This is a genomic window from Streptomyces sp. NBC_00310 (genome assembly GCF_036208085.1).
GTDB lineage: Bacteria > Actinomycetota > Actinomycetes > Streptomycetales > Streptomycetaceae > Streptomyces.
In genome coordinates this window covers 3,157,879-3,170,658 of sequence record NZ_CP130714.1, presented here as the reverse complement: position 1 = coordinate 3,170,658, position 12,780 = coordinate 3,157,879, and the positions used below count along the sequence as shown (strand labels likewise).

11 protein-coding genes and 1 riboswitch are annotated in these 12,780 nt (G+C 67.7%); of the genes, 9 read left to right on the top strand and 2 right to left on the bottom strand.

Going from position 1 to position 12,780, the window contains the following annotated elements:
- Window positions 1-1,377: a cysteine desulfurase/sulfurtransferase TusA family protein gene (locus OG202_RS13965; RefSeq protein ID WP_327730129.1), complete on the bottom strand. Its 1,377-nt coding sequence runs from the start codon at window positions 1,375-1,377 to the stop codon at window positions 1-3.
- A 313-nt stretch (window positions 1,378-1,690) separates the two neighbouring features.
- On the opposite strand from OG202_RS13965, the gene ctaC reads away from it, so the two are divergent.
- From ctaC to OG202_RS13945, 4 genes are all read left to right on the top strand, one after another.
- Window positions 1,691-2,650: an aa3-type cytochrome oxidase subunit II gene (ctaC, locus tag OG202_RS13960; protein WP_326583378.1), complete on the top strand. Its 960-nt coding sequence runs from the start codon at window positions 1,691-1,693 to the stop codon at window positions 2,648-2,650.
- Window positions 2,647-4,386, top strand: a complete 1,740-nt coding sequence (ctaD, locus tag OG202_RS13955) for an aa3-type cytochrome oxidase subunit I (protein WP_326583379.1) — start codon at window positions 2,647-2,649, stop codon at window positions 4,384-4,386. Before ctaC ends, ctaD begins: the two co-directional genes overlap by 4 nt.
- Window positions 4,383-4,781 (top strand): cytochrome c oxidase subunit 4, encoded by a 399-nt coding sequence (locus OG202_RS13950; protein ID WP_328222815.1) that lies wholly within the window; start codon window positions 4,383-4,385, stop codon window positions 4,779-4,781. The genes ctaD and OG202_RS13950 overlap by 4 nt, the downstream gene beginning before the upstream one ends.
- Window positions 4,782-4,924: 143 nt before the next feature.
- The gene (locus OG202_RS13945; protein ID WP_327730130.1) at window positions 4,925-6,172 is read left to right on the top strand and encodes a L,D-transpeptidase; all 1,248 of its coding nucleotides are present in this window, start codon (window positions 4,925-4,927) and stop codon (window positions 6,170-6,172) included.
- A 108-nt stretch (window positions 6,173-6,280) separates the two neighbouring features.
- On the opposite strand, the gene OG202_RS13940 is transcribed toward OG202_RS13945, so the two are convergent.
- On the bottom strand, window positions 6,281-6,682 hold the full coding sequence (locus tag OG202_RS13940) for a hypothetical protein (protein ID WP_327730131.1): 402 nt from the start codon (window positions 6,680-6,682) through the stop codon (window positions 6,281-6,283).
- Between the two features lie 165 nt (window positions 6,683-6,847).
- Between OG202_RS13940 and ctaE the strand changes: the two genes are divergently transcribed.
- The 5 genes from ctaE (at window position 6,848) to trpD (ending at window position 12,300) form a co-directional block, all read left to right on the top strand.
- Window positions 6,848-7,468 carry an aa3-type cytochrome oxidase subunit III gene (gene ctaE, locus OG202_RS13935; RefSeq protein ID WP_257546342.1) on the top strand — a complete coding sequence of 207 codons (621 nt, stop codon included), beginning with the start codon at window positions 6,848-6,850 and terminating at the stop codon, window positions 7,466-7,468.
- A 98-nt stretch (window positions 7,469-7,566) separates the two neighbouring features.
- Window positions 7,567-8,376 carry a cytochrome bc1 complex diheme cytochrome c subunit gene (qcrC, locus tag OG202_RS13930; RefSeq protein ID WP_326583384.1) on the top strand — a complete coding sequence of 270 codons (810 nt, stop codon included), beginning with the start codon at window positions 7,567-7,569 and terminating at the stop codon, window positions 8,374-8,376.
- The gene (gene qcrA / locus OG202_RS13925; protein WP_326583385.1) at window positions 8,373-9,443 is read left to right on the top strand and encodes a cytochrome bc1 complex Rieske iron-sulfur subunit; all 1,071 of its coding nucleotides are present in this window, start codon (window positions 8,373-8,375) and stop codon (window positions 9,441-9,443) included. The genes qcrC and qcrA overlap by 4 nt, the downstream gene beginning before the upstream one ends.
- The gene (gene qcrB / locus OG202_RS13920; RefSeq protein WP_326583386.1) at window positions 9,440-11,080 is read left to right on the top strand and encodes a cytochrome bc1 complex cytochrome b subunit; all 1,641 of its coding nucleotides are present in this window, start codon (window positions 9,440-9,442) and stop codon (window positions 11,078-11,080) included. The genes qcrA and qcrB overlap by 4 nt, the downstream gene beginning before the upstream one ends.
- A gap of 155 nt (window positions 11,081-11,235) precedes the next feature.
- Complete coding sequence (gene trpD / locus OG202_RS13915; RefSeq protein ID WP_326583387.1) at window positions 11,236-12,300, top strand: anthranilate phosphoribosyltransferase; 1,065 nt, start codon at window positions 11,236-11,238, stop codon at window positions 12,298-12,300.
- Window positions 12,301-12,557: 257 nt separating this feature from the next.
- Window positions 12,558-12,674: riboswitch (SAM riboswitch) on the top strand.
- Window positions 12,675-12,780 lie beyond the last annotated feature (106 nt).

The following is a 12,780-nucleotide window of genomic DNA, read 5'->3' as shown; positions in this document are numbered from 1 at the left end:
TCAGCTCAGCCTTCGCACCACATATGCCGCACCCCGTTCCGCCGGCTCCTCTCCCACGTACTCCTGGTTCCGCATCTCGCACCACGCCGGGATGTCCAGGCGGGCCGCCTCGTCGTCGGAGAGGACGCGGACCGTGCCGCCGACCGGGACGTCGCCGATGACCTTCGCCAGCTCGATGACGGGGATCGGGCAGCGCTTGCCGAGGGCGTCCACGACGAGGACGTCCTCACGTACGACGGTCGCGGGGGCCGGAGCCCCCAGCTTCTCCCGGACCGCCGCGACCGCCCCCGGCAGCACCGACAGGAACCGCTCGACGTCCTCCGCGGGCGCCCCCGGCGGCAGCGACACCCGGACGTTCCCCTCGCTGAGCACCCCCATGGCCCGCAGCACATGGCTGGGCGTCAGCGTGCTGCTCGTGCAGGAGGACCCGGAGGAGACGGAGAAGCCCTCGCGGTCCAGTTCGTGGAGCAATGTCTCTCCGTCGACATAGAGACAGGAGAAGGTGACCACTCCGGGCAGCCGGCGCTCCGGGTCGCCCACCACCTCCACATCGGGCACCAGCGAGGGCACCCGCGCCCGGATCCGCTCCGTCAACTCCCTTAGTCGTACGGCCTCCGCGTCGCCCTCCGCCCGTACGGCCCGCAGCGAGGCGGCGGCCGCCACGATCGCCGGGATGTTCTCGAACCCGGCCGCCCGCCCCGACTCCCGTTCGTCGGCGGGCCCTTGGGCCGCGAAGCGCACACCCTTGCGTACGGCGAGCAGTCCGACCCCCGACGGACCGCCCCATTTGTGGGCGCTGGCGGTCAACACCGACCAGTCCCCGTTCACCCGCCCCCATCCGAGCGACTGCGCCGCGTCCACCAGCAGCGGCACCCCCGCCGCCCGGCACACCTCAGCGACCTCGGCCACCGGCTGTTCCGTCCCCACCTCGTGGTTGGCCGACTGCAGACAGGCGAGCGCGGTGTCCTCCCGCAGGGCCTCGGCGTACGAGGACGCGGAGACCGACCCCGTACGTCCCACCGCCACCTGGGTGACCGTCCCCCCGTCGGCCTCGTGCACCTGAGCCGCGTGCAGCACCGAAGAGTGTTCGACGGCCGACACGATCAGGTGGCGCCCCACCCGCCGCCGCCCCGCCAGCACCCCCGCGATCCCGGAGTGCACCGCCCGCGTCCCGGAGGAGGTGAAGACCAGTTCGTCCGCCCGGCATCCCACGGCCTCCGCGGCGGCCTCCCGAGCGGCGTCCAGCAACAACCGGGCCCGCCGCCCCTCTCGGTACAACCGCGCGGGATCGGCCCACCCTTCGTCCAGCGAAGCCATCAGCGCCTGCCGGGCGACGGGATGAAGGGGAGCGGAGGAAGCGGAGTCGAAGTAGGCCACGGGTCAACGCTATAAGCAGGGGCCGTGGACAGCGCTCCTTCAGAGTCGCGGGGGAACCGCGCGAACGACCACAACACGCCCGCACCCGTCAAAACACCCGAACTCCCGAGCTATGAGGCACACCCGGCGGCCCGCGTAGCCGCTCCAAGTGAGCCCCGGCGAGTTGGTACCCCCTCCCCGCGCGACCCCAAATCGCGTCCAGTAGGGTTTGGTCCGCATAAACATCCAAACCCCTGCCCGTCGCAGGGCGGCGACCGACCAGCGAGAAGGCCGCAGCCATACCGCGCGGGCGAGACTCTCGGGAAGGCGCTACGTGAGTCCCAACGGCTCCGACCGCTCGCCGCGGCGCCCGATGCGGCGGAAGCTGCTGCAGGCAATGACCGCAGGCCTGGTCCTGGCGACCGCCACCGGTTGCACATGGGAGGACTTCCCCCGCCTGGGTATGCCCACCCCGACCACGGAAGAGGCTCCGCGGATCCTCTCCCTGTGGCAGGGGTCGTGGGCGGCCGCGCTCGCCACGGGCGTGCTGGTGTGGGGCCTGATCCTGTGGAGTGCTTTCTTCCACCGGCGCAGCCGCACCAAGGTCGAAGTTCCCCCACAGACCCGGTACAACATGCCCATCGAGGCGCTGTACACGGTCGTCCCGCTGATCATCGTCTCGGTGCTCTTCTACTTCACCGCCCGCGACGAGTCGAAGCTCCTCGACACGTCGAAGAAGCCCGACCTCACGGTCAACGTGGTCGGCTTCCAGTGGAGCTGGTGCTTCAACTACATCGAGAACGTCGACGGCTCGACCGGTGACGCGAAGACCGACGAGAACCTGGACGCGATTCCGAGCAAGTGGAAGAAGCAGTTCCCGGACAACGCGGGCGGCGTGTACACCTGCGGCACCCCCGGTGACAAGAACCCGCAGACCGGCAACCCCGGCCCGACCCTCTGGCTGCCGGAAGGCAAGACGGTCCGCTTCGTCCTCACCTCGCGTGACGTCATCCACTCCTTCTGGGTGGTGCCGTTCCTGATGAAGCAGGACGTCATCCCGGGCCACACCAACGTGTTCCAGGTGACGCCCAACCAGGAGGGCACCTTCCTCGGCAAGTGCGCCGAGCTGTGCGGCGTCGACCACTCCCGGATGCTCTTCAACGTGAAGGTCGTCTCCCAGGAGCGGTACGAGCAGCACCTCAAGGAGCTGGCCGAGAAGGGTCAGACGGGTTACGTCCCGGCGGGCATCGAGCAGACGCAGCACGAGAAGGACCGGGAGGTGAACCAGCTGTGAGCATCATCAACGAACCTCAGGGTGCTGCCGCCGCCGAAGGCTCGTACGAAGACGAGCTGCCGGTACGGCGCAAGCAGCCCGGCAACGTCCTGGTGAAGTGGTTGACGACCACCGACCACAAGACGATCGGCACGCTGTACCTGGTCACGTCGTTCGTGTTCTTCATGATCGGCGGCGTCATGGCGCTCCTCATGCGCGCCGAGCTCGCCCGCCCGGGCACGCAGATCATGACGAACGAGCAGTTCAACCAGGCGTTCACGATGCACGGCACGATCATGCTGCTGATGTTCGCGACGCCGCTGTTCGCCGGATTCGCCAACTGGATCATGCCGCTGCAGATCGGCGCGCCCGACGTGGCGTTCCCGCGGCTGAACATGTTCGCGTACTGGCTGTACCTCTTCGGCTCGCTCATCGCGGTCGGTGGCTTCCTCACCCCGCAGGGCGCGGCCGACTTCGGCTGGTTCGCCTACAGCCCGCTGTCGGACGCGGTCCGCAGCCCGGGTATCGGCGCCGACATGTGGATCATGGGTCTGGCCTTCTCCGGCTTCGGCACGATCCTCGGCTCGGTCAACTTCATCACCACGATCATCTGCATGCGCGCGCCCGGCATGACCATGTTCCGCATGCCGATCTTCACCTGGAACGTGCTGCTGACCGGTGTCCTGGTCCTGCTCGCCTTCCCGGTCCTCGCGGCCGCGCTGTTCGCCCTGGAGGCGGACCGCAAGTTCGGTGCCCATGTCTTCGACGCGGCCAACGGCGGCGCGTTGCTGTGGCAACACCTCTTCTGGTTCTTCGGCCATCCAGAGGTGTACATCATCGCCCTGCCGTTCTTCGGCATCATCTCCGAGGTCATCCCGGTCTTCTCCCGTAAGCCGATGTTCGGCTACATGGGTCTGATCGGCGCGACCATCGCGATCGCCGGCCTCTCCGTCACGGTGTGGGCGCACCACATGTACGTCACCGGTGGCGTGCTCCTACCGTTCTTCTCCTTCATGACGTTCCTCATCGCCGTACCGACCGGCGTGAAGTTCTTCAACTGGATCGGAACGATGTGGAAGGGCTCGCTGTCCTTCGAGACACCGATGCTCTGGGCCACCGGCTTCCTGATCACCTTCACCTTCGGTGGTCTGACCGGTGTCATCCTGGCCTCGCCGCCGATGGACTTCCACGTCTCGGACTCGTACTTCGTGGTGGCGCACTTCCACTACGTGGTGTTCGGCACCGTCGTCTTCGCCATGTTCTCCGGCTTCCACTTCTGGTGGCCGAAGATGACGGGCAAGATGCTCGACGAGCGCCTCGGCAAGATCACCTTCTGGACGCTGTTCATCGGCTTCCACGGCACGTTCCTCGTCCAGCACTGGCTGGGCGCGGAGGGCATGCCGCGTCGTTACGCGGACTATCTCGCGGCCGACGGCTTCACCGCCCTGAACACGGTCTCCACGATCGCCTCGTTCGTGCTGGGTCTGTCGATCCTGCCGTTCCTCTACAACGTGTGGAAGACGGCCAAGTACGGCAAGAAGGTCGAGGTCGACGACCCGTGGGGCTACGGCCGCTCGCTGGAGTGGGCGACCTCCTGCCCGCCGCCGCGGCACAACTTCCTCACCCTGCCGCGGATCCGCAGTGAATCCCCGGCGTTCGACCTGCACCACCCGGAGATCGCCGCGCTCGAGCAGCTCGCGCACGGCGGCCCGGCGGCCAACGAGCTCGCGACCAGCGGCAAGGAGGCCGGCAAGTGAAGGTCCAAGGCAAGATGTTCATCTGGCTGAGCGTCTTCGTCCTCGCCATGGCGGTCGTCTATGGCGTGTGGTCGAAGGAGCCGGCCGGAACCACGGCGCTGTTCCTGGCCTTCGGCCTGTGCATCATGGTCGGCTACTACCTGGCCTTCACGGCCCGGCGGGTCGACGTGGGCGCGCAGGACGACAAGGAGGCCGACGTCGCGGACGACGCCGGTGAGCTGGGCTTCTTCAGCCCGCACAGCTGGCAGCCCCTCGCCCTGGGCGTGGGCGGCGCACTCGCCTTCATGGGCGTCGTCTTCGGCTGGTGGCTGCTGTACTTCTCCGCCCCGATCCTGCTGATCGGCCTCTGGGGCTGGGTCTTCGAGTACTACCGCGGCGAGAACCAGAACCAGTAGCACGCGCCGATAGCACGCACAGCGCGCACGGAAGCCCGGACACTCCGACAGGAGGTCCGGGCTTCCCCCGTTTGCCACGCCGTACGTAGCTCGGTCGGGTCACCCGGCGCGCCCCGCCCGACGGGCGTTCCTAGGTTGAACCCATGAGCACATCACCCCGTAACCGCACGGTCGTCAGCTGCGTCCTGCTGGTGGTCTCCCTGGGAGCGGGCGTCACCGCCTGCGGTTCCGGTGGCCACCCGCTCTCGGGCAAGCCCTACGACGCGTCCGACCAGATCTCCTTCAACACCCCCACCGGGGGAGACGAGAAGGCCGACCCCGACAAGCCGCTGGAAGTCTCCGCCGAGGACGACAGCCGGATCACCGACGTCACCGCCATGGACGCCGCAGGACGGTATGTGGCGGGCGAACTCTCCGCCGACGGCGGTCACTGGCACTCCACCTCGCCGCTGGCCGCCAACGCCCGCTACACGGTCCGGGTGAGCACCGAGGACGAGGACGGCGCCCCCGGCCGCGAGACCCACGCCTTCGACACCGGCCGCCCCCTCACCAAGAAACGCCTCGGCGTCACCTTCGGCCCCGAGGAGGGCAGGTACGGCGTCGGCCAGCCGGTCACCGCCGAACTCAGCAGACCCGTGAAGGACAAGGCCGCCCGGTCCGTCGTCGAACGCGCCCTGAAGGTGGACTCCACCCCCGCCGCGGAAGGCGCCTGGCACTGGGTGGACGACAGGACGCTCCACTACCGCCCCAAGGAGTACTGGCCCGCCGACGCCACCATCCGGGTGCACAGCAACCTGGAGGGCATCAAGATAGGCGACCGGCTCTGGGGCGGAAAGGCCGAGCCCATCGAGCTGACCACCGGCGCCAAGATAGTCGCCGTCACGGACGCCTCGTCGCACCAGATGACCGTCTACAAGAACGACCAGGTCATCAAGCAGATCCCGGTCACCACGGGCAGGCCCGGCTACGACACCCGCAACGGCGTCAAAGTGGTACTGGCCAAGGAAGGTACCGTTCGCATGACCAGCGCCAGCATAGGTGCGTCGGACTTCTACGACCTGACCGTCCACCACTCCGTCAGGGTCACCAACAGCGGCGAGTACGTCCACGCCGCGCCCTGGTCCACCGGCTCCCAGGGTTACGCCAACGTCAGCCACGGCTGCACCGGAATGAGCTCGGGCAACGCCCAGTGGTTCTACGACACCATCAACGAGGGCGACATCGTCGAGGTCGTCAACTCGGCCGGCGACACCATGGCCCCCTTCGGCAACGGCTACGGCGACTGGAACCTCGACTGGACGAAGTGGCGCGAGGGCAGCGCCCTGGTCGGCGGCACCAACGAGGTACCCGGCCCCCAGGTCCAGGCCCGCTTGAGGCCGGAGTCGGTGTGAGGGGGCGCCCCGAAGGGGCGCGGGGCGGTGACATCGGCGGCTCCGCCGCGTGGGCGCGATCAGCCACAATCAACCCGCACCCGCCGTCCGTCAGGACACCCCGTGCTCTCAGGCGCTCAGTGCCTGCTTGTTACGGAGCAAGGAAGCCAACGCCGACGCGAACTCCACCGGCTCCACCGGCAGGGTCACGGCCGCGTCGGCCCGGCTCCACGTGGCCAGCCACGCGTCCTGCGGCCGCCCGATCAGCACCAGCACCGGCGGGCACTCGAAGATCTCGTCCTTGATCTGCCGGCACAGCCCCATGCCCCCCATGGGCACGGCCTCACCATCGAAGACGCAGACATCGATCCCGCCCTTGTCCAGCTCCTTGATCACGGCGGCCGGAGTGGCGCACTCCAGGAACTCGACCGGCGGTACATCGGTAGCCGGTCGTCGGCCGGAGGCCAACCGCACCTGCTCCCGGGTGTTGGAGTCGTCGCTGTAGACCAGCACCGTGGCGGTCGGCTGCATTGTTCCTCCGGTACGCAGAAGATCAGACGTCGTACGGACAACAAGACGGACAGGGCCCGATGCGCGGATGCTACTCCCTCGAACACCACGTCAGCACCGGTACGGAAGGGAGCAACACTCCGAACGGCACCCCCCGGGGTGAGGGCGGGATAAGCGACCGACATAATGTCGGTCGTGGCGACAGCAACGACAGTAGAAACCGGGCACGCGCACCCGTCGGTCAACCGGCCGAACCTCACCAGCGTCGGAACCATCATCTGGTTGAGTTCCGAGCTGATGTTCTTCGCGGCCCTCTTCGCGATGTACTTCACCCTGCGATCGGTGACCGGCCCCGAGTTCTGGGCGGAGAAGGCCGACACCCTGAACTTCCCGTTCTCGGCGACCAACACCACGATCCTGGTGCTCTCCTCGCTCACCTGCCAGCTCGGCGTGTTCGCCGCCGAGCGCGGGGACGTGAAGAAGCTCCGGATGTGGTTCATCGTCACGTTCGTGATGGGTGCGATCTTCATCGGCGGTCAGGTCTTCGAGTACACCGAGCTGGTCAAGCACGAGGGCCTGTCGCTCTCGTCCGACCCGTACGGCTCGGTCTTCTACCTGACCACCGGCTTCCACGGCCTGCACGTGACGGGCGGTCTCATCGCCTTCCTGCTGGTCCTCGGACGCACCTACGCGGCCAAGAGGTTCACCCACGAGCAGGCGACCGCGGCCATCGTCGTGTCCTACTACTGGCACTTCGTCGATGTCGTCTGGATCGGCCTCTTCGCCACGATCTACATGATCAAGTAGATCGGGCGACCGGGCCGGGCGGACCGTACGCCTGCCTCGCACCGAGAACGACCCTTCCAGAAGCACCGACGCAGAAGATCCTGACACCGGGGTAATCCGTGAAAAAGCTCTCCGCACGACGACGCCATCCGCTGGCGGCGCTCGTCGTCCTACTCATCGCGCTGGCGGCCACCGGGGGGCTGTACACCGCCTTCGCGCCCGCGCCCCGGGCCGTGGCCGATGAGACCGCTCAGACCCTCACCATCGAGGAGGGCAAGAAGCTCTACGCCGTAGGCTGCGCAAGCTGCCACGGCACCGGCGGTCAGGGCACCACCGACGGTCCGCCTCTGGTGGGTGTGGGTGCGGCAGCCGTCGACTTCCAGGTCGGCACCGGCCGTATGCCGGCCCAGCAGCCGGGCGCGCAGGTCCCGAAGAAGCCGGTCGTCTACTCGCAGGCCGAGATCGACCAGCTCGCGGCGTACGTCGCTTCCCTGGGCGCGGGCCCGGAGGTCCCGACCGAGAACGAGTACAACCCCGAGGGCGCGGACATCGCCGAGGGCGGTGAGCTCTTCCGGACCAACTGCGCTCAGTGCCACAACTTCACCGGCAAGGGTGGTGCGCTGTCCGAGGGCAAGTACGCACCGTCTCTTGAGGGTGTCGACCCGAAGCACATCTACGAGGCCATGGAGACCGGCCCGCAGAACATGCCGTCCTTCCCCGACACCACGCTGTCGGAGGAGAACAAGAAGGACATCATCGCGTACCTCGAAGCGGTCAACAGCGACGACACCGTGGAGCCCGGTGGCCTCAGCCTCGGCGGGCTCGGCCCGGTCAGCGAAGGCCTCTTCGGCTGGGTGTTCGGGCTCGGCGCGCTGATCGCCGTCGCCGTCTGGGTCGCCGCTCGGACCGCAAAGGCCAAGAAGTCATGAGTAGCCAAGAGATTCCAGAAGAGAACCTGCCCACCAAGCAGTCGGCAGGACACGAGCAAGAACACGGCGCGGTCGCGGTCGCGGACGAGAAGAACCCCTTCGCGGACCCCGGCCTCCCGCCCCACCAGCACCGTGTCCAGGACATCGACGAGCGGGCCGCGAAGCGGTCCGAGCGCACGGTCGCCCTGCTGTTCACGGTGTCGATGCTGGCCACCGTCGCCTTCATCGCCTCGTACCTGGTGATCGACGTGGACAAGTCGATCTACGTCTGGCCGATCGGTCACATCAGCGCGCTGAACTTCGCGCTGGGCATGACCTTGGGCCTGTCGCTGTTCTGCATCGGCGCGGGCGCGGTCCACTGGGCCCGCACGCTGATGTCGGACGTGGAGGTCGCCGACGAGCGCCACGCGATCGAGGCCTCGCCCGAGGTCAAGGCCAAGGTGCTGGCCGACTTCAAGGAGGGCGCCAAGGAGTCCGCGCTCGGCCGTCGCAAGCTGATCCGCAACACGATGTTCGGTGCGCTGGCCCTGTTCCCGCTCTCCGGTGTCATGCTGCTGGGCGGCCTCGGTCCGGCGCCCGGCACCAAGCTGCGGCACACCACCTGGGCCAAGGGCAAGAAGCTCGTCAACATGAACACCAACGAGCCGCTGCGTCCCTCGGACGTCGCGGTCGGGTCGCTGACCTTCGCCATGCCGGACGGCCTGGACGAGCACGACCACGACTTCCAGAAGAACATCGCCAAGGACGCCCTGATGATCGTCCGGATCCAGCCGGACGACATCAAGGACAAGCGCGAGCTGGAGTGGTCGCACGAGGGCATCGTGGCGTTCTCGAAGATCTGCACCCACGTGGGTTGCCCGATCTCCCTGTACGAGCAGCAGACGCACCACGTGCTCTGCCCCTGCCACCAGTCCACCTTCGACCTCGCCGACGGCGGCCGGGTCATCTTCGGCCCCGCGGGTCACGCCCTTCCGCAGCTGAGGATCACCGTCGGTGAAGACGGCTACCTCGAAGCGGTCAGCGACTTCGAAGAGCCCGTCGGTCCTGCCTTCTGGGAGCGCGGATGAGTACTGCAACCACCACCGACGCGCGCGACAAGCGCGAGAAGGCACCGGCCGGCGAGCGCGTCGCCGACTGGGCCGACGGCCGGCTCGGGATCTACTCCCTGGCCAAGGCCAACATGCGCAAGATCTTCCCCGACCACTGGTCGTTCATGCTGGGCGAGATCTGCCTGTACAGCTTCATCATCATCATCCTCACGGGTGTGTACCTGACGTTGTTCTTCCACCCGTCGATGAACGAGGTGGAGTACCACGGCAGCTACGTCCCGCTGCAGGGCCAGCTGATGTCCGAGGCGTTCAACTCGACCATGCACATCTCGTTCGAGGTGCGCGGTGGTCTGCTGATCCGGCAGATCCACCACTGGGCCGCGTTGGTCTTCCTCGCCGGCATGTTCGTGCACATGATGCGCGTGTTCTTCACCGGCGCGTTCCGCAAGCCGCGTGAGGTCAACTGGCTGTTCGGCTTCCTGCTGTTCGTCCTCGGCATGTTCACCGGCTTCACCGGTTACTCGCTCCCGGACGACCTGCTCTCCGGCACCGGTGTCCGCTTCATGGAAGGCGCGGTCCTGTCCGTGCCGATCGTCGGCACGTACCTGTCGTTCTTCCTCTTCGGCGGAGAGTTCCCGGGCGGCGACTTCGTGGCCCGCTTCTACTCGGTCCACGTCCTGCTGCTGCCGGGCATCATGCTCGGCCTGGTGGTGGCGCACCTGATCCTGGTCTTCTACCACAAGCACACGCAGTACGCGGGCCCCGGCAAGACGAACAACAACGTCGTCGGCATGCCTCTGCTCCCGGTGTACATGGCGAAGGCCGGCGGCTTCTTCTTCCTGGTCTTCGGTGTCATCGCGATCATCTCGGCGATCGCCACGATCAACCCGATCTGGACCATGGGCCCCTACCGGCCGGACCAGGTGTCGACCGGCGCCCAGCCCGACTGGTACATGGGCTTCTCCGAGGGTCTGATCCGTGTCATGCCGGGCTGGGAGATCAACTTCTGGGGTCACACGCTCGTCCTGGGCGTGTTCATCCCGCTGGTGATCTTCCCGCTGGTCCTGGTCGCGATCGCGGTCTACCCGTTCATCGAGTCCTGGGTCACCGGCGACAAGCGCGAGCACCACATCCTGGACCGCCCGCGCAACGCCCCGACCCGTACGGCCTTCGGCGTCGCGTGGATCACCTGGTACATGGTCCTGCTGATCGGTGGTGGAAACGACCTCTGGGCGACCCACTTCCACCTGTCGATCAACGCCATCACCTGGTTCGTCCGGATCGCGTTCTTCGTGGCCCCGGTCCTCGCGTTCATCGTCACCAAGCGCATCTGCCTCGGCCTGCAGCGCCGGGACAGGGACAAGATCCTGCACGGTCGCGAGACCGGCATCATCAAGCGCCTGCCGCACGGTGAGTTCATCGAGGTCCACGAGCCGCTCAGCCAGGAGCAGCTGCACACGCTCACGGCGCACGAGCAGTACGCGCCGGCCGAGATCGGTCCCGCGGTCGACGAGAACGGTGTCGCCCGCAAGATCACGCGGCGGCAGAAGCTCCGCGCCAAGCTGAGCAAGGGCTACTACGGCGAGGACAGCCAGATCGCCAAGCCGACCGTCGAGGAGTACAAGGAGATCACGAGCGGCCACGGCCACCACTGATCGCTTCGCTTCGCCACACCGCGGTCGAAGGGCCCCCGTCCGATCTTCGGACGGGGGCCCTTCGCCGTGCTCCGACCTGGATAGGGTGGGCGCATCAGTGATTTCACGGTCCGCGTGGCACCCCCTGCTCGCGGCCATGACACCCAGGAGCGGCTATGAGCGCTGTGACCCCCGCTGGAGGCGACACCGCGGCGGGCCGTTCCTGGCCCGCGGTGCTGAACGCGCTGCTGTCCGGGCACGACCAGGACGCCGGCGCCACCTTCTGGGCGATGGACCAGATCATGCGCGGCGAGGCGACGGACGCGCAGATCGCCGGGTTCGTGGTGGCGCTGCGGGCCAAGGGGGAGACCGTCGAGGAGATCACCGGTCTCGTCGAGGCGCTGTACGAGCACGCCAACGTGATCGAGGTGTCCGGGAAGACCGTCGACATCGTCGGTACGGGCGGGGACGGCGCCAAGACGGTCAACATCTCCACGATGTCGTCGATCGTCGTCGCCGGTACGGGCGCGAAGGTCGTCAAGCACGGCAACCGGGCCGCGTCGTCGGCGTCCGGTGCGTCCGACGTGCTGGAGAAACTGGGCGTCAATCTGGAGCTGACGCCGAAGCGGGTGGCCGAGGTCGCCGAGGAGGCCGGGATCACCTTCTGCTTCGCGGTGAAGTTCCATCCGGCGCTGCGTCATGTGGCCGCCGCGCGCGGGCAGTTGGGTATCCGGACCGTCTTCAACGCGCTCGGGCCGCTGGCCAATCCGGCGAAGGTGCGCGCCCAGGCGGTCGGCGTCGCCGATCCGCGGATGGCGCCCATCATGGCGGGCGTCTTCGCCGAGCGCGGCAACTCGTCGCTGGTCTTCCGGGGTGACGACGGGCTCGACGAGTTGACGACGACGGCCACCTCGCGGGTGTGGGTCGTCCGGGACGGCAAGGTCACCGAGGAGGCCTTCGATCCGCGTGACGTGGGGCTGGAGCTGGTGCCGGTGGAGGCGCTGCGGGGGGCTGACGCGTCGTACAACGCGGATGTCGCGCGGCGGTTGCTGGGTGGGGAGACGGGGCCGGTTCGGGACGCGGTGCTGCTGAACTCGGCGGCGGCGTTGGTGGCCCTGGAGCCGACGTCCGCGTCGCTGGCGGAGCAGTTGAGGGCCGGGATGGAGCGGGCCTCGGAGTCGATCGACTCGGGGGCGGCTCGGCGGGTTCTCGAGCGCTGGGTCGCGGCCACCAACGTGTAGCGCCCCCGCCGCCCCTACCCGTCCCATCCCCCAGGGGCTTCGCCCCTTCGACCCCGAGGTGTGTTCTTCGGGTGCGGGTCCGGTGAGGGCTGGTCGCGCAGTTCCCCGCTTTTTCAGGGGCGCGGGGAACTGCGTGAGCAACCACCCACCACCCGCACCCGCCAATGCACCCGCACCCCCGAGCCATTAGGCGCCCCCATCCCGCCATCCGGACAGAAGTTGCGGCGCGACGATCACTTCGCGTACGTTTTTCGGCAGGTCATGAGTGACAGTCACAAGGCCCCGGCCGACTGTCCGGCAACCCTCCGTCCGTGGCGGGGTGCCCCGGGTGAAGACCAGGTCGTAGGCAGAGAGGTCTACGGCAAGCGCGGACCCCTCGCGAAACCAGGGGTCCTGGTCGTTCGAGGGAGCCTTCCGTGAGCAAGCGAATGCGATAGGGCCGCAGAGCCCCGCTTCCGCATTTCCCCTTCACCTTTCCTG